At 58.4% G+C, this 16823-nt stretch carries 13 protein-coding genes; 11 read left to right on the top strand and 2 right to left on the bottom strand.

Annotated elements, in window-relative coordinates; genetic code table 11:
- Positions 1-22 precede the first annotated feature (22 nt).
- Positions 23-1399: an L-serine ammonia-lyase gene (locus KHO07_RS02085; RefSeq protein ID WP_212626357.1), complete on the bottom strand. Its 1377-nt coding sequence runs from the start codon at positions 1397-1399 to the stop codon at positions 23-25.
- A gap of 435 nt (positions 1400-1834) precedes the next feature.
- Between KHO07_RS02085 and KHO07_RS02080 the strand changes: the two genes are divergently transcribed.
- From KHO07_RS02080 to choV, 3 genes are all read left to right on the top strand, one after another.
- The gene (locus KHO07_RS02080) at positions 1835-2785 is read left to right on the top strand and encodes a choline ABC transporter substrate-binding protein (RefSeq protein ID WP_075946240.1); all 951 of its coding nucleotides are present in this window, start codon (positions 1835-1837) and stop codon (positions 2783-2785) included.
- Positions 2786-2862: 77 nt separating this feature from the next.
- On the top strand, positions 2863-3708 hold the full coding sequence (gene choW / locus KHO07_RS02075) for a choline ABC transporter permease subunit (protein WP_075946241.1): 846 nt from the start codon (positions 2863-2865) through the stop codon (positions 3706-3708).
- Positions 3705-4883, top strand: a complete 1179-nt coding sequence (choV, locus tag KHO07_RS02070) for a choline ABC transporter ATP-binding protein (RefSeq protein WP_150734220.1) — start codon at positions 3705-3707, stop codon at positions 4881-4883. Before choW ends, choV begins: the two co-directional genes overlap by 4 nt.
- Before the next feature lie 252 nt (positions 4884-5135).
- Here the strand turns inward: choV and KHO07_RS02065 are convergent, their stop codons facing one another.
- Positions 5136-7076: a BCCT family transporter gene (locus KHO07_RS02065; RefSeq protein WP_244858297.1), complete on the bottom strand. Its 1941-nt coding sequence runs from the start codon at positions 7074-7076 to the stop codon at positions 5136-5138.
- Between the two features lie 379 nt (positions 7077-7455).
- Here KHO07_RS02065 and betI point away from each other — a divergent pair, with 379 nt between their 5' ends.
- The 8 genes from betI to KHO07_RS02025 all read left to right on the top strand — a co-directional run bounded on the left by betI (position 7456) and on the right by KHO07_RS02025 (position 16779).
- Complete coding sequence (betI, locus tag KHO07_RS02060; protein WP_075946244.1) at positions 7456-8049, top strand: transcriptional regulator BetI; 594 nt, start codon at positions 7456-7458, stop codon at positions 8047-8049.
- Positions 8050-8111: 62 nt separating this feature from the next.
- Positions 8112-9584, top strand: coding sequence for a betaine-aldehyde dehydrogenase (betB, locus tag KHO07_RS02055; protein WP_075946245.1), 1473 nt, complete (start codon positions 8112-8114; stop codon positions 9582-9584).
- Positions 9585-9762: 178 nt separating this feature from the next.
- Positions 9763-11466 carry a choline dehydrogenase gene (gene betA, locus KHO07_RS02050; RefSeq protein ID WP_150734218.1) on the top strand — a complete coding sequence of 568 codons (1704 nt, stop codon included), beginning with the start codon at positions 9763-9765 and terminating at the stop codon, positions 11464-11466.
- A 230-nt stretch (positions 11467-11696) separates the two neighbouring features.
- A complete protein-coding gene (locus KHO07_RS02045; RefSeq protein ID WP_212626355.1) occupies positions 11697-12689 on the top strand; it encodes a hypothetical protein in 993 nt (330 codons plus the stop codon).
- Positions 12689-13414: an AzlC family ABC transporter permease gene (locus KHO07_RS02040; RefSeq protein ID WP_212626354.1), complete on the top strand. Its 726-nt coding sequence runs from the start codon at positions 12689-12691 to the stop codon at positions 13412-13414. The genes KHO07_RS02045 and KHO07_RS02040 overlap by 1 nt, the downstream gene beginning before the upstream one ends.
- The gene (locus KHO07_RS02035; RefSeq protein WP_212626353.1) at positions 13411-13761 is read left to right on the top strand and encodes an AzlD domain-containing protein; all 351 of its coding nucleotides are present in this window, start codon (positions 13411-13413) and stop codon (positions 13759-13761) included. Before KHO07_RS02040 ends, KHO07_RS02035 begins: the two co-directional genes overlap by 4 nt.
- Before the next feature lie 226 nt (positions 13762-13987).
- Entirely contained in the window at positions 13988-15430 is a 1443-nt protein-coding gene (locus KHO07_RS02030; RefSeq protein WP_212626352.1) for a TldD/PmbA family protein, read from the top strand.
- Positions 15430-16779, top strand: a complete 1350-nt coding sequence (locus tag KHO07_RS02025) for a TldD/PmbA family protein (RefSeq protein ID WP_212626351.1) — start codon at positions 15430-15432, stop codon at positions 16777-16779. Before KHO07_RS02030 ends, KHO07_RS02025 begins: the two co-directional genes overlap by 1 nt.
- Positions 16780-16823: the final 44 nt, after the last annotated feature.

Raw genomic sequence — 16823 nt, 5'->3', positions numbered from 1 at the left:
CCAAGTAAATCCTGAAGTTACATCAACACTCCACCGCACTCACCGCCAACCCACCCCGCGATGTCTCCTTATATTTGTCATGCATGTCGGCACCGGTATCACGCATGGTGCGGATCACCCGGTCCAGCGAGATAAAGTGCTGACCATCTCCGCGCAAAGCCATTTGCGCTGCATTGATCGCTTTCACCGCGGCAATCGCATTGCGCTCGATGCACGGCACTTGCACCAGGCCGCCCACCGGATCGCAGGTCAGGCCGAGGTTGTGCTCCAAACCAATTTCCGCTGCGTTGCATAACTGCTCCGGCGTGGCGCCGAGGATTTCCGCCAGCCCTGCCGCCGCCATGGCGCAGGCGGAGCCGACTTCCCCCTGACACCCGACTTCGGCACCGGAGATCGAAGCGTTTTTCTTGCACAGAATTCCCACCGCGGCCGCGCCGAGGAAGTAGTCGACGACATTGGCCTCGGTCACGTCTTCGCTGAACTTCATAAAGTAGTGCAAGACCGCTGGAATGATCCCCGCCGCGCCATTGGTCGGTGCCGTGACCATGCGCCCGCCGGCGGCGTTTTCTTCGTTGACCGCCAGGGCGAACAGGTTGACCCACTCCATGGCGCTGAGGGTCGAGCCGATTACGTTGGGCTTGTTCAGCTCCTGCAAACTGCGATGCAGCTTGGCCGCGCGACGGCGCACGTTCAAGCCACCGGGCAGGATGCCTTCGTGCTTGAGGCCCTGCTCGACGCAATCCTGCATGGCGCGCCAGAGTGTCATCAGGCCGCTGCGGATTTCCTCTTCGCTGCGCCAGACCTTCTCGTTGGCCAGCATCAATTCGGCCACCCGCAGGTTGTGCTTCTTACACAGTTCCAGCAGCTCGGCGGCGCTGGAAAAATCGTACGGCAACACGGTGCGATCAAGATCAACCACGCCGCTTGAGGCCTGGGCCTCGTCGACCACAAAACCACCGCCGACCGAATAGTAAGTGTCGCGATGCAACTCGCCGTCATCGCCTTCGACCATCAGGGTCATGGCGTTGGGATGGAATGGCAGGTTTTCATCGATCAGGCGCATGTCCCGAGCCCAGATGAACGGCACCGACACACGACCATCGAGCAACAGCGTGTCGGTCTCGCGCAAGGTGGCGATGCGGATGCCGATTTGCGAGGGATCGATCGCGTCCGGCCACTCGCCCATCAAGCCCATGATCACCGCGTTGTCGCTGCCGTGCCCGATGCCGGTGGCCGACAACGAACCATAGAGATGAACTTCGACGCGCCGCACTTGCTCAAGCAGCCCCCGCTCGCGCAAAACCTGCACGAACAGCGCTGCCGCCCGCATAGGTCCCACGGTGTGCGAGCTGGAAGGGCCGATGCCGATTTTGAACAGGTCGAAAACACTGATAGCCATTACTGCCGGACTCCTGGATGTGCCAACTCCAGGCGCAAGAGCGCCCGGTGACGGAGCTGCTACGCTCAAGCTGCAATCCGTCAGGATGGCCGCATCATCAGCCTTTTAACGTGTCGTTCGACGTCTCACACCGACGCACTCATGTCCACTAACGCCGCGTGCGTTTTGCGCCATGTTTTCGCCGTTTTTTTGCGGTGCAGCGGGAGAAAGGACACTGAAAAAATCTGTAAACGACGTCACTGACACTGGATGCGACCATCCCTGTACTGGTTACGACGCACCCTGTAGGCGTCAGATTTTCACTGGTACATGATCGTATCGACTCGATTGCAAGGCGCCGTGGTAGAGCTGTCTCCAAAACGCCATCCAACCGCAACCTATAAGTGCGGTGGTCCAGTCGGAACACTGCCAAAAAAAACACCAAGGAGTCCATCCATGAAAGGTTCCCCGTCGTTGTTGTTGGCCGCCATGCTTAGTCTGCCGGTTCTGGCGCAAGCCGCCGAACCGGCCCAATGCAGTACCGTAAACTTCTCCGATGTCGGCTGGACCGACATCACCGTCACCACCGCCACCACCAGCGTCGTCCTCGATGCCTTGGGCTACAAAACAAAAACCACCATGATTTCCGTGCCCGTGACGTACAAGTCCCTGGCCGATGGCAAGAACATGGACATTTTCCTCGGCAACTGGATGCCGACCATGGAAAACGACATCAAGCCTTACCGTGATGCCGGGACCGTGGACACCCTGCGTGCCAACCTCGAAAACGCAAAATACACACTCGCCGTACCCGAAGAGTTGTATAACAAAGGTCTGAAGGATTTCGCCGACATTGCCAAGTTCAAGAAAGAACTGGACGGCAAGATCTACGGCATCGAACCGGGTAACGACGGTAACCGCCTGATCCAGAGCATGATCGACAAGAACGCCTTCGGCCTGAAAGAGGCCGGCTTCAAGGTGGTCGAGTCCAGCGAGGCAGGCATGCTCTCGCAAGTCGATCGCGCCCAGCGCCGCAACACCGCCGTGGTGTTCCTGGGCTGGGAACCGCACCCGATGAACACGCGTTTCAAGATGAAGTACCTGACCGGCGGCGACGAGTTCTTCGGCCCCAACTTCGGTCAGGCGACCATCTTCACCAACACCCGCAAGGGTTACGCCCAGGAATGCAGCAACGTGGGTCAGCTGCTTAAAAACCTGGTGTTCACCCTCGACATGGAAAGCACGCTGATGGGCAACGTCCTGGACGACAAGATGAAGCCTGACGCGGCCGCCAAGGCCTGGCTGAAAAAGAACCCACAGGTGCTCGATACCTGGCTCGCTGGCGTGACCACCATTGACGGTAAACCTGGCCTGGAGGCCGTGAAAGCCAAGCTCGCACAGCCTTGATTTAGGAAGCATCGCTTATGCCGGGCGGCATACGCCGCCCGGGCTGTTTATTTCCTTGCATGCGGACGTTCACTACCATGCTGATTGATCAGAAAATACCTTTAGGCCAGTACATCGCAGGCTTCGTTGAATGGTTGACGCAACACGGCGCCAACACCTTCGACGCAATTGCCGTGTCACTGGAAACGATGATCCACGGCGTGACGTTTGCGCTGACCTGGTTCAACCCGCTGGTCTTGATCGGCCTGATCGCACTACTGGCACACCTCATCCAGCGCAAATGGGGCCTGACCGCCTTCGTCATCGCGTCCTTTCTGCTGATCCTCAACCTGGGGTACTGGCAGGAAACCATGGAAACCCTCGCCCAGGTGTTGTTCGCCACCCTGGTGTGCGTGCTGATCGGCGTGCCGTTGGGCATCGTCGCCGCGCATAAACCGATGTTCTACACCATGATGCGTCCTGTACTCGATCTGATGCAGACCGTACCGACCTTCGTGTACCTCATTCCTACCCTGACCCTCTTCGGTCTGGGTGTGGTCCCGGGCCTGATTTCGACGGTGGTGTTCGCGATTGCCGCGCCCATCCGCCTCACATACCTGGGCATCCGCGATGTGCCGCAAGAACTGATGGACGCCGGCAAGGCCTTCGGCTGCTCGCGTCGCCAACTGCTTTCACGGATCGAACTGCCCCACGCCATGCCGAGCATCGCGGCCGGCATCACCCAGTGCATCATGCTGTCGTTGTCGATGGTGGTGATCGCGGCACTGGTGGGCGCCGATGGCCTGGGCAAACCCGTGGTCAACGCATTGAACACTGCTGATATCGCCCTGGGCTTCGAAGCGGGCCTGGCGATCGTACTGCTGGCGATCATGCTCGACCGTATCTGCAAACAACCCGACGCCAAAGTAGGGGGTGACGCATGAGCATTATTCGCTTCGAAGACGTCGACGTGATCTTCACCAAAGATCCGCGAGAAGCCTTGAAACTGCTTGACCAGGGCATGACCCGCAGCGAGATCCTGAAAAAGACCGGGCAGATCGTTGGCGTCGAAAAGGCCACCCTGGATATCGAAAAAGGTGAAATCTGCGTACTGATGGGCCTGTCCGGTTCCGGCAAGTCCAGCCTGCTGCGTTGCATCAACGGCCTCAACACCGTCAGCCGCGGCAAGCTGTTCGTCGAACACGAAGGCAAGCAGATCAACATTGCTTCCTGCACCCCGGCCGAACTGAAAATGATGCGCACCAAGCGCATCGCCATGGTGTTCCAGAAGTTCGCCCTGATGCCTTGGCTGACAGTGCGCGAGAACATCAGCTTCGGTTTGGAAATGCAGGGTCGTCCGGAGAAGGAACGCAAGAAACTGGTCGATGAAAAACTCGAACTGGTGGGCCTGACCCAGTGGCGCAACAAGAAACCGGATGAGCTGTCCGGCGGCATGCAACAACGTGTGGGCCTGGCCCGTGCGCTGGCGATGGACGCCGACATCCTGCTGATGGACGAACCGTTCTCGGCACTCGACCCGCTGATCCGCCAGGGCCTGCAGGACGAACTGCTGGAGCTGCAACGCAAGCTGAGCAAAACCATCGTGTTCGTGAGCCACGACCTCGATGAAGCCCTCAAGCTCGGCAGCCGTATCGCGATCATGAAAGATGGCCGGATCATCCAGTACAGCAAGCCTGAAGAAATCGTCCTCAACCCGGCGGACGACTACGTGCGCACCTTCGTGGCCCACACCAATCCGCTGAACGTTTTGTGCGGTCGCAGCCTGATGCGCACCCTGGACAACTGCAAGCGCATCAACGGTTCGGTGTGCCTCGATCCGGGTGGCGATTCGTGGCTGGACCTGGCGGAAGGCAACACGATCAAGGGCGCTCGCCAGAACGGCTCTAGCCTGGATCTGCAAAACTGGGCACCGGGTCAGGCGGTCGAAGGCCTCGGTCGCAGGCCAACGCTGGTGGACTCGAACATCGGCATGCGCGACGCGCTGCAGATTCGTTATCAGACCGGCAACAAACTGGTGCTGCACGACAACAATCACGTGGTGGGGATTCTCGGCGACAGCGAGCTGTATCACGCGTTGCTCGGCAAGAACCTGGGATAAGGCAACAGACACAAAAACGCCGCGAGAGGATCGCGGCGTTTTTGTTAGTGCAGATATCGAGCTGTAAACAAAGAACCTGTGGCGAGGGAGCTTGCTCCCGCTGGGCTGCGAAGCAGCCCCAAACCAGACACCGCGGTGATTCAGACAGAACGCGTTATCCGGATTTACGACTGCTTCGCAGCCGAGCGGGAGCAAGCTCCCTCACCACAATGGTTCAGCGGTGCAGCTGACTGCACCGCTGAATCTCAAGGTTTAGCTGTACACCCGGCCAAGGAGCTGCCGATGGCTTTCAAACTGATCGAGCACGTCACGGGTGATCTGATCCTGGGTGAAACCCATCAAGTCGTAGTCCTGGCTGCCGTTGTGCAGATACACCTCGGCGCGGTAGTAACGCTGACGCGCCTCATCGGATTGAGCCGATTCAGTCGGCGTCGCCAGATAACCATCCAGGCTCACTTCATAGACAAACGGGTTGCCCTCTTCCATCTCGACCCGCACGCCCATGCAACGCTTGGACTTGCCCAACAACGTCTGCACTTCCAGGCCTTGCGCACGCATCTGCGTCGTCGCGTCCTGCAAGGCCGGGCTCACATGCTTGTCCATGAAACGCTGGACCACCGACTGGCTCGGTTGCAGGTCCAGTTGCGTCAAACGCTCGCTGAAACCGCGGCGACCGCGTGCCGCCAGCTGCGCTTGCTCCTGTTCGATCTGCACGTCCTGGCGCATGGCCTTGTGCAGACCGAACATGAAGCACACCAGCACCACCGAGAACGGCAGACCGGCCAGCACCACCATGGTTTGCATGGCTTCGAAGTTACCGGCGAACAGCAGGCCGATGGTCACCAGGGTGATCACCACCGACCAGAAAATCCGCAACCAGTGCGGGGCGTCTTCGTCGACGTTACCGCCCTTGCAGGAAAGGTTGGCCATCATCACCGCGCCGGAATCCGCGGGGGTCAGGAACAGCACGAAACCGACGAAGATCGACACACCGATCACCACCTTCGACGCCGGGTAGTGCTCCAGCAATTGGTAGATCGCCATGGACGGCTGTTCCAGCGCCGTTTTCCCAAGCTCCACCGCACCGTGGTTCATCACCAGGTCCAGGGCCGAGTTACCGAAGATCGACAGCCACGCGAGGGTAAAGCCCAGCGGAATCAGCAACACGCCCGCCACCAGTTCACGCACCGTGCGACCACGGGAAATACGCGCGATGAACATGCCTACGAATGGCGCCCAGGAAATCCACCAGGCCCAGTAGAACAGAGTCCACAGGCCCAACCAGCGGTCGGACTTGTCACCGTCGCCTTCGTACACATAGAGGTCGAAAGTCTTCAGCACCACGCCGTTCAGGTAGTCACCGACGTTCTGTACAAAACCGTTGAGCAGGTGCAGGGTCGGACCGAACAGCAGGACGAAAATCAACAGGCCGCTGAACAGGATGATGTTGAGGTTGGACAGACGGCGGATGCCGTTTTCCACGCCCGACACGGCAGCGATGGTCGCCACGGTGCTCATCACGATGATCACGATCAGCAGGTTGGTGTTGCTGTGCTCCATGCCGAACAGGTTTTCCAGCCCGGACGACACTTGCAGCGAACCAATCCCCAGGTTGGTCACCAGGCCCAGCAGGGTCACGAACATGCCAAAGCCGTCTACCGCATGACCGGCCGCGCCCTTGACCCAACGCTCGCCCACCAGCGGGTACAGCGCCGAACGCAACGCCAGCGGCTGGTTATGACGGTAAGCAAAATAGGCCACGGCCAGGCCGACCAGCGCGTAGATCGCCCAGCCATGCAGGCCCCAGTGCAGGAACGTCAGCTGAACCGCCTGACGCGCCGCGAGGTTGCTGCCGGCCACGCCTTCCGGCGGATTGAAATAGTGATCCAGCGGCTCGGAAGCGCCGAAGTACAGCAACGAAATGCCGATACCCGACGAGAACAGCATCCCCGCCCAGGCGCCGTAGCTGAAGTCCGGGGTATCGTCCTTGCTGCCCAGTTTCAATTTGCCGTAGGACGAGAACGCCAGGCCAACCACGAAAATCAGATAGGCGGCGATCACCACCATGTAATACCAGCCAAAGCTGCGCGACAGCCAGGCTTGCGCCGTGCCGAGCATTCGACCGGCCTCTTGCGGGGCGATAATCAGAATGGCGGTCAACAACAGAATCAACGCGGTGGAGGTGTAGAACACCCAACCGTTGACCGTCACCTTCTCGGGCGGGGTCTTTATTAGTGAGGCAGAACTCATGGCACAGATGCTCCGGGCAGTGCGGGAGAAGATCACAAGGCAACGCGTTACCCGACCAATCGGTTAGTTGGCAGCCGACCAGCGGGTGTTATAAAGACACCCCGAAAAAGCCCGAAACCCTAAAAGCGCCGTGGCGTATAGGTTTCGAGCCATTTTAGATGTCGGTTTTTCGTCATTCATGCGTAGGAAAAACCTGTAGGCAGCGACGAATTGTCGCAGATCTTATTCTTTGTTGATTGAACGTTCAATCAAAACAAAATAGACTGGCCCTCAGTCCGACAGACGTTTTGCGTCTGCCGGAAGGCCTAAGGAGATGTGCAAGATGCCCAAGGTCGGTATGCAACCCATCCGCCGCCAGCAATTGATCGAAGCCACTTTGCAGGCGGTCGATCAGGTCGGAATGGGGGACGCCAGCATTGCGCTGATCGCCCGTTTGGCCGGTGTCTCGAATGGCATCATCAGTCATTACTTTCAGGACAAGAACGGCCTGATCGCTGCCACGGCGCAGTACCTGATGACCGTCCTGAGCGAGAACGTCACCGCGCGCCGTCAGGCGCTGAAGGACGAGAGCCCACGGGCTCACCTTCAGGTGATCATCGAAGGCAACTTCGACGCCAGCCAGGTCAATGGCCCGGCAATGAAAACCTGGCTGGCCTTCTGGGCCACCAGCATGCACCACCCGTCTTTGCACAGGTTGCAGCGGATCAACGATCACCGTCTGTATTCCAACCTGTGCTGCCAGTTCCGCCGCGTATTGCCGCTCGATGATGCGCGCAGTGCAGCCCGTGGCCTGGCAGCCCTCATTGACGGTTTGTGGTTGCGCGGTGCGCTGTCGGGAGACGCTTTCGACACCGAGCAGGCGCACCGGATCGCTTACGAATACATGGATTTCCAACTGGCCAAGCGGGTGAGTTAGAGCACACACAGAACGCTCAACCACCGCACAGCGCCAATCACTGATGCACTTGCGAGGACTTTATGGCCCGTTTCGAATTGCAAAAACTCTACATCGATGGCGGTTACTCTGACGCTGGCAGCGATGCCACCTTCGAAGCCATCAACCCGGCTAACGGTGAAGTCCTCGCTAAAGTACAACGCGCGACCAAGGAAGACGTCGAGCGCGCGGTGGTCAGCGCCGAAAAGGGCCAGAAAATCTGGGCTGCGATGACCGCCATGGAGCGTTCGCGCATCCTGCGTCGCGCCGTGGAAATCCTCCGTGAGCGCAACGACGAACTGGCGGCCCTGGAAACCCTGGACACCGGCAAGGCCTACTCCGAAACCCGTTACGTCGACATCGTGACCGGTGCGGACGTGCTGGAGTACTACGCAGGCCTGGTGCCGGCCATCGAAGGCGAGCAGATTCCGCTGCGCACCACGTCGTTCGTCTACACCCGTCGCGAGCCACTGGGCGTCGTCGCCGGTATCGGCGCGTGGAACTACCCGATCCAGATCGCCCTGTGGAAATCCGCACCGGCCCTGGCCGCCGGTAACGCGATGATCTTCAAGCCAAGCGAAGTCACCTCGCTGACCACCCTGAAACTGGCCGAAATCTACACCGAGGCCGGCGTGCCGGACGGCGTGTTCAACGTCCTGACCGGCAGCGGCCGTGAAGTCGGCACCTGGCTGACCGAGCACCCGCGTATCGAGAAAGTCTCGTTCACCGGCGGCACCGACACCGGCAAGAAAGTCATGGCCAGCGCCTCGAGCTCTTCGCTCAAGGACGTGACCATGGAACTGGGCGGCAAGTCCCCGCTGATCATCTGCGACGACGCCGACCTCGATCGCGCCGCCGACACCGCAATGATGGCCAACTTCTACAGCTCCGGCCAGGTCTGCACCAACGGCACTCGCGTGTTCGTTCCGGCGCACTTGAAAGCCGCTTTCGAAGCCAAGATTGCCGAGCGTGTTGCACGTATCCGCATCGGCAACCCGGAAGACGAAAACACCAACTTCGGTCCGCTGGTGAGCTTCGCCCACATGGAAAGCGTGCTGGGCTACATCGCCAAGGGCAAGGAAGAAGGCGCCCGCCTGCTGTGCGGCGGTCAACGCCTGACTGACGGCGAATTCGCCAAAGGTGCGTTCGTCGCGCCGACCGTGTTCACCGACTGCACCGACGACATGACCATCGTCCGTGAAGAAATCTTTGGCCCGGTAATGGCGATCCTGTCGTACGAAACCGAAGAAGAAGTAATCCGCCGCGCCAACGACACCGACTTCGGCCTGGCCGCCGGTATCGTCACCAAGGACCTGAACCGCGCCCACCGCGTGATTCATCAACTGGAAGCCGGTATCTGCTGGATCAACGCCTGGGGTGAATCCGACGCGAAGATGCCGGTCGGTGGCTACAAGCAGTCGGGTGTTGGCCGTGAGAACGGCATTAGCTCGCTGAACAACTTCACCCGCATCAAATCGGTACAGGTCGAGCTGGGCGATTACGTCTCGGTGTTCTAAGACCCGAGACTTGTATTGCTTGCCAGGCCGTGATCGCTGGCAAGCCAGCTCCTACAGTTTTGGCGTCGTTCGCCAAATCATCGGTCACCCCCGATCCTGTAGGAGCCGGCTAGCCGGCGATCGAGTGCGCAGCACTCGCCCAGGCCCGACCTGACCACTATCAAAGAGGGTGCATTCAATGTCCCAAGAATTCGACTACATCATTATCGGTGCCGGCTCTGCCGGTAACACCCTGGCGACCCGTCTGACTGAAGACGAAGGCGTCACCGTCCTGCTGCTCGAAGCAGGCGGCCCGGATTATCGGCTCGATTTCCGCACGCAAATGCCCGCTGCCCTGGCGTTCCCGCTGCAAGGCCGTCGCTATAACTGGGCCTACGAAACCGATCCAGAGCCGCACATGGACGGCCGCCGGATGGAATGCGGGCGCGGCAAGGGCCTTGGTGGTTCCTCGCTGATCAACGGCATGTGCTACATCCGCGGCAACGCCATGGATTACGACGGCTGGGCGAAACTTCCAGGCCTGGAAGACTGGTCGTACCTCGACTGCCTGCCGTATTTCCGCAAAGCGGAAACCCGTGACATCGGCCCGAACGATTACCACGGCGGCGACGGTCCGGTCAGCGTGACCACGCCGAAAGCCGGCAACAACCCGCTGTTCCACGCCATGGTAGAAGCCGGCGTGCAGGCCGGTTACCCGCGCACCGAAGACTTGAATGGTTACCAGCAGGAAGGCTTCGGTCCAATGGACCGCACCGTGACGCCGAACGGCCGTCGTGCTTCCACGGCTCGCGGTTACCTCGACGTGGCCAAAAAGCGCTCGACCCTGACCATTGTGACGCACGCCCTGACCGACAAGATCCTGTTCGAAGGCAAGCGTGCGGTCGGCGTGCGTTACCTGGTCGGCGACGCTGAAGAGCGTGTCGAAGCCAAAGCGCGCAAGGAAGTCCTGCTGTGCTCCGGCGCCATTGCTTCGCCGCAGATCCTGCAACGCTCCGGCGTCGGCCCGGCCGAACTGCTGAACAAGCTCGACATTCCGGTGGTCCACGACCTGCCGGGCGTCGGTGAAAACCTGCAGGACCACCTTGAGCTGTACCTGCAATACGCGTGCACCCAACCGGTCTCGCTGTACCCGTCGCTGCTCTGGTACAACCAGCCGGCCATCGGTGCCGAGTGGCTGTTTAACGGCACCGGCATCGGCGCCAGCAACCAGTTCGAAGCTGGCGGTTTCATCCGCACGCGCGAAGAATTCGAATGGCCGAACATCCAGTACCACTTCCTGCCGGTCGCGATTAACTACAACGGCAGCAACGGTGTGAAAGAGCACGGCTTCCAGGCGCACATGGGCTCCATGCGTTCGCCGAGCCGCGGTCGCATCCAGGCCAAGTCCAAGGACCCGCGCCAGCACCCGAGCATCCTGTTCAACTACATGGCCACCGAGCAGGACTGGCAGGAATTCCGCGACGGCATCCGCCTGACCCGTGAAATCATGCAGCAACCGGCACTGGACGCTTTCCGTGGTCGCGAAATCAGCCCGGGCATCGACGTGCAAACCGATGAGCAGCTGGACAAGTTCATCCGCGAACACGCCGAAACCGCGTTCCACCCGTCCTGCTCGTGCAAGATGGGCACCGACGAGATGGCCGTGGTCGATGGCGAAGGTCGCGTGCATGGCATGCAAGGCCTGCGCGTGGTCGACGCCTCGATCATGCCGATCATCACCACCGGCAACCTGAATGCACCCACGATCATGATCGCCGAGAAAATCGCCGACAAGATCCGCGGCCGCAATCCATTGCCACGCAGCACTGCCACTTACTATGTGGCGGGTGAAGCACCGGTGAAGGGCAAGCCGATGCGTGAAGTGACCCAGATCGTTTCCTGACAGCTCTCGCAATTGATTCAAATAAAACCGCCAATCTTTCCGGATTGGCGGTTTTTTCAATTAACACAAGCCACTTATAACAAACAATATTTTTCACACCAAGTAACCAAATTAACTTTTCACCCTCAACAAAACTCGTTACACATGTATTAACACGAAATTAAATACCTCCATTACTATCCGCGCCCTGTTCAAGCCAGACGCTCGCAGCTTCAATGGAGAATAAAAATATGCCCAACACTGAATCACCCAAAGATATAAGTTACTTCCGAGACACAATAGCCAACGAAAAAACGATCATCTTGGACTTCAGCTATATAGCTGGCGTCGTGGAGTCTTGGTGGAAAAAGAACAATCACTGCGATACGCATATTTTAAAAACTCAACTGGTAAACCTTTTTCTAACTTACCTGCACGCTGAAGACACCTTCTACTTCGACAAAGTAGGACTGACTAACGGATGCGCGGCCGTCTGTATCAAAAATACATTCAACCTGGACTCGCCAAAATTAGCTTTAACGGTGCACGAGGCCTTGTCTGACCTGTTTCATCTCACCGATATAAAATATGAGTACGAAGAACACAAAGCACTGTATCTCAAACCTTCTGCAGAAATACACCGGGAATGGGGCAATGGTCATGGCGGCATCACACCGCACTCTGATGACTTATATGAAGACCTGAATGTTGATTTCCTTGCCTTGACTGTTTGCCGCGACATCACGAAAACACCCACTGCTTATTATTTTCCAGCCGACCTACTTAGTGAATTAAGCGACGAGGATATACGCGAGTTGTTGACGATGCAGGCAACGTTCATATCCGGAAAAAACGTCAGTGGTTTTAAAGAAAGAGTTCGTCGTGTAGTTGAATACTCCGAACTCTACGGATTTCATTTTTCGCTGGATTTCCGGATTGATGCAGAACATGGTGAGCGGATGCGCGCAAAAAATGGTGGCCAGCACGTCCTGGACAAAATCCGCGCCGGTCTGCCAAACGCCAGACACCAGGTTTCGTTAGCTGAAACCGGCACCTTCCTGATCGTAGCCAACCACAAGATACTGCATGCACGCCCGCTGCTGAATATCGATACCAACGAGGCTCGAGAACAAGCACAAAATTCGACATTCAATACAACGCCTCGGTTGTTGTTTCGAAGCAAAGGCCCTAGAAAGCAATATTTCCTGCTGGATGAAACCCTCACAACGCGGGAGGCCCATTGATGACGGCTACAGATTCGTCCACTCGCTCTGCGGCCCTTAACGTCTTTATAGACGGTGCACGCGATGCAATCACCTTTGGTGTCGCGTTCATTTTTTTGTACCTGTCCATAGGCATTTTAAGCGCGACACAATCACTGACACTCAGCCAGGCACTGGCAACGACACTTTTAATTTTCTCTACACCACTGCAGTTTTTAATAATTCAAAGCTATAACGATGGTTGGATATTGCTTCCCATCATCATGGCGCTCAATGCTCGCTTTGTATTACTCTCCGCTACGCTTGCCCCCTACATAAGAAGCACTTCCACCACGAAAACCATGGCCTCCTTGATTCTGATCACGCCTTCGATATTCACGGGATGTGTGACTCGATTCAAGCAAAAATCCGATCACGCCTTCGCTTACATGATCGGCCTTGGTCTTCCCATTTTTGGTGTATCAATCATCTGCACCTACATCGGCTTTATCACCGGTGCAAAACTCACCTCACCCGTGATTTATGCGGCGATGACGCTTCTATTACCGCTGCAGTTTACCGCCTTGGCCGGCAAACACTGGCCTCATTACTCGGAAGTATCGAGTTACTGGCTTGGTTTCATTTGCGCGCCACTACTGGTTTATCTATTCAAGGACTACAGCTTGCTCTGCACGCCTTTTATCATCGGCGGATTGACCGTCCTGATTGAAAACACTTACAGAAAACGAGGCGGCATGGCTCCATGACAATTTGGCACCTTATTGCATTTTCCGCCGTAACCGCTTTCGCCTTTCGCGCCCTTCCCTTCGCCTTTAAGAACAGCAGTGCACTCACGCAAACCCAAGGCTCTTTTTATCGATTTATCAGCTACAGCGCGCAAGCCATGTTGGGTGTCATCATTTATGACACAGCGTTCAACAAGAGGGATGCTCTGGCCCTGATACAGCAATTTGATACGCTGGATGCCCTGAAACTATTCTTGCTCGTCGGAACCTTCATCGCGGTCGCCAAAACAAGAAAAATTCTGCCTTCTTTTTTCGTCAGCCTAACCATTTATGTTGCTGCTTTCGTTTATCTGAACGGCGGAACGTAGCACCCTGTACTGACGGTGGGATGGTTCGCGGGCACGCTCCAATGGCTGCTCGCGAACTCGATCATCAGCCAACTCGTCACGCGCGTTCTCCATTTCAGACTCTTTTCCTCCACCGCTCCGCCCTTGATCCTCCCCCCGCACAGGCCTAATCTAGCGCCACGCAATCGTTTCACCCCTCCCCTCGCAACACCGCTTCGCCGTCACTCCATACCAAGGAGGTTCCCGAATGTTTGATTTCCACCCCCAGCTCAAGCAGCGTTTTGCTGCGTTGCGCACGGGCGCTGAATTCTTTTCCCTGCGTTATGTGCGCGAGTCTGGTCAGTACCTGTCGGTGCGCAAAAACGTCGCCGAACCGCCAAGCCTGAGCCGTGACGAAGGGGCGATGTTGACCGTTCGGGTGAACGGCGTCGAAGCCTATGCCGCGACCAATGACGTGTCGCAACAAGGCCTGCAAGCCGCGCTCGAGCGTGCCGAACAGCAGGCCCGCCGGCTCAAGCCTCACGCGTTGCTGGACCTTCGCGAACAAGGCGTGTCCAGTGAGCGTGCCGATTACTTTTCACCCAACCTCGATCAGCCCTTTCCATCCCTGAGCGACTGCTACGCATTGCTCAGTGCCGAATCCGCCGCCGTGCCCAAAGACGAGCGTCTGGTGAACTGGCAAGTGAGCATCGGCATCACTCATGTCGAGCAGATTTACCTCAGCAGTGCCGGCGCCGAACTGCGTCAGGCACAGCGCTTCGTCTACCCCGGCCTCGATGTCACCGCCTATGACGGCAATGACAGTCAGACCCGAACGTTCGGCCGGGAAAACTTCGGCCAACAGGGTGGCTTTGATGTCATCAGCCGCTGCGGGCTGATTGGCGCAGGGGTGAAAATCGCCGATCAGGCCCTGCAATTGCTGCTGGCGCCGAACACGCCGCAAGGTCCTCGCGACCTGCTGCTGACGCCTGACCAAATGATCTTGCAGATCCACGAATCCATCGGCCATCCGCTGGAGCTGGACCGCATCCTGGGCGACGAACGCAATTACGCTGGCACCAGCTTCGTCAAGACTGAAGACTTCGGTCACCTGCAATACGGCTCGAAGCTGCTCAACGTGACCTTCGACCCGAACATCCCCGAACAGCTCGCCAGCTACGGCCATGACGACGACGGCACGGCCGCCAGCAAGCAATTCCTGATCCGCGAAGGCCTGCTGCTGCGTCCGTTGGGTGGAGCGCTGTCGCAATTTCGCACAGGAATGGACGGCGTCGCCAACAGCCGCGCCTGCGGCTGGAACCGTCCGCCGATCGATCGGATGGCCAACCTCAACATCGAACCAGGGGATCAGCCGCTGGAGCAGCTGATCGGCAACATCGAGCACGGCATTCTGATGAGTACCAACCGTTCCTGGTCCATCGACGATGCGCGCAACAAATTCCAGTTCGGCTGCGAATGGGGCCAGTTGATCGAAAACGGTGAACTCAAGGGTGTGGTGAAAAACCCGAATTACCGGGCGATTTCCGCGCAATTCTGGAAGAGCCTCAGCGCTGTCGGCGATGCCAGCACCTTCAAGGTCCTCGGCACCCCCAACTGCGGCAAGGGCGAGCCGAACCAGGTGATCCGCGTCGGTCACGCTTCGCCCGCCTGCGTGTTCAGTAACGTTGATGTGTTCGGGGGAGATGCTTGATGACCACTTTCACGAGCGCCTCAAAAGCCCAGGTCGAATCGTTCAAGGCCTTGGTCGCCGGTTTGCGCGCAGCCCTGCGCGAACCGGAACAGTTCACCCTCAGCTACGCAGCCGAGTCGTCGGCCTTCGTGCGTTTCAACCACGCCAGGGTGCGGCAGGCCGGGCAAGTGCAACAGGCGAGCATCGGTTTGAAACTGATCAACGAGGGCCGTCACGCCGACCTGCAAATCACCCTGGCGGACGATCCGCAAGTCGACCTTCAGCGTCTGACCGAAGGTGTGCAACAGCTGCGTGAAACCTTGCCGCTGCTGCCGAAGGACCCGTACCTGCTGCTCAACTACAACGGCTGGCAAAGCAAGAACGTGCAGGAGCATCCACTGCCGGACACCGGGCAAGTGGTCGACGAAATCACCCGCGCCGCTGAAGGGCTGGACCTGGTCGGATTCTATGCCGCCGGGCCGATCAGCCGTGGTTTTGCGAGTTCCGCCGGGGCGTTTGGCTGGCATCAGGCCAACAGTTTCAACTTCGACTTCAGCCTGTTCCATGAAAACGGTCAGGCAGTGAAAGCGAGCTATGCCGGGCATGACTGGAGTAGCGAAGGGTTTGCCAAGCGCTTCCAGCAGGCCCGCGAGCAACTTGAGTTTCTGGGGCGTCCGTTGCGCACATTGCCGCCGGGGCAGTACCGCGCTTATCTCGCCCCCGCCGCACTGGAGGAGATCATGGGCATGCTGTGCTGGGGCGGTTTTTCCGCACAGTCGGTTGCCAGCAAAAGCAGCCCGCTGCAGAAGCTGTACGCGGGCGATCAGACGTTCAGTCCACTGGTTTCGCTGGATGAGAAAGTCAGTGGTTCGCTCAGCCCGGCGTTTTCCGACGAGGGTTACCCACGCAGTGATTTGCGCTTGATTGTCGAAGGCAAGGCTGGCGCACAAATGGTCGGCTCGCGCAGCGCCGCCGAATACGGCCTGACCGCCAACGGTGCCAGCGGCGGCGAATCGCCGAGTGCGTTGAACTTGCAGGCCGGTGATTTGCCTGAGGCAGACGTGCTCAAGCAACTCGGCACCGGTCTGTACATCAGCAACCTGTGGTACTTGAACTTCTCGGATCAACCGGCGGCTCGCCTGACCGGTATGACCCGGTTTGCGACGTTCTGGGTCGAGAATGGCGAGATACAAGCGCCGGTCAGCACCATGCGTTTCGATGACAGTGCCTTCAGTCTGCTCGGGTCGCAGTTGGAAGCGCTGACTCAGGAGCGCGAGATGCTGTTGTCGGCGAGTACCTATAGCCAGCGGGCGACGGATTCGGCGTTGCTGCCGGGGGCGCTGGTCAGCAAACTAACCCTGACCCTGTAAACACAAGACCCTGTGGCGAGGGAGCTTGCTCCCGCCGGGCTGCG

Origin of the sequence: Pseudomonas sp. PP3 (assembly GCF_905336995.1) — a bacterium.
Taxonomy (GTDB): Bacteria; Pseudomonadota; Gammaproteobacteria; order Pseudomonadales; family Pseudomonadaceae; genus Aquipseudomonas; species Aquipseudomonas reinekei.
Note: the sequence above shows the minus strand (reverse complement) of the source record. Positions and strands in the feature narration are given on the sequence as shown.

Excerpts from the sequence above, each read along its gene's own strand:
- KHO07_RS02085 (WP_212626357.1), bottom strand. The coding sequence starts at position 1,399 with ATGGCTATCAGTGTTTTCGACCTGTTCAAAATCGGCATCGGCCCTTCC.
- KHO07_RS02080 (WP_075946240.1), top strand. The coding sequence starts at position 1,835 with ATGAAAGGTTCCCCGTCGTTGTTGTTGGCCGCCATGCTTAGTCTGCCG.
- choW (WP_075946241.1), top strand. The coding sequence starts at position 2,863 with ATGCTGATTGATCAGAAAATACCTTTAGGCCAGTACATCGCAGGCTTC.
- choV (WP_150734220.1), top strand. The coding sequence starts at position 3,705 with ATGAGCATTATTCGCTTCGAAGACGTCGACGTGATCTTCACCAAAGAT.
- betI (WP_075946244.1), top strand. The coding sequence starts at position 7,456 with ATGCCCAAGGTCGGTATGCAACCCATCCGCCGCCAGCAATTGATCGAA.
- betB (WP_075946245.1), top strand. The coding sequence starts at position 8,112 with ATGGCCCGTTTCGAATTGCAAAAACTCTACATCGATGGCGGTTACTCT.
- betA (WP_150734218.1), top strand. The coding sequence starts at position 9,763 with ATGTCCCAAGAATTCGACTACATCATTATCGGTGCCGGCTCTGCCGGT.
- KHO07_RS02045 (WP_212626355.1), top strand. The coding sequence starts at position 11,697 with ATGCCCAACACTGAATCACCCAAAGATATAAGTTACTTCCGAGACACA.
- KHO07_RS02040 (WP_212626354.1), top strand. The coding sequence starts at position 12,689 with ATGACGGCTACAGATTCGTCCACTCGCTCTGCGGCCCTTAACGTCTTT.
- KHO07_RS02035 (WP_212626353.1), top strand. The coding sequence starts at position 13,411 with ATGACAATTTGGCACCTTATTGCATTTTCCGCCGTAACCGCTTTCGCC.
- KHO07_RS02030 (WP_212626352.1), top strand. The coding sequence starts at position 13,988 with ATGTTTGATTTCCACCCCCAGCTCAAGCAGCGTTTTGCTGCGTTGCGC.
- KHO07_RS02025 (WP_212626351.1), top strand. The coding sequence starts at position 15,430 with ATGACCACTTTCACGAGCGCCTCAAAAGCCCAGGTCGAATCGTTCAAG.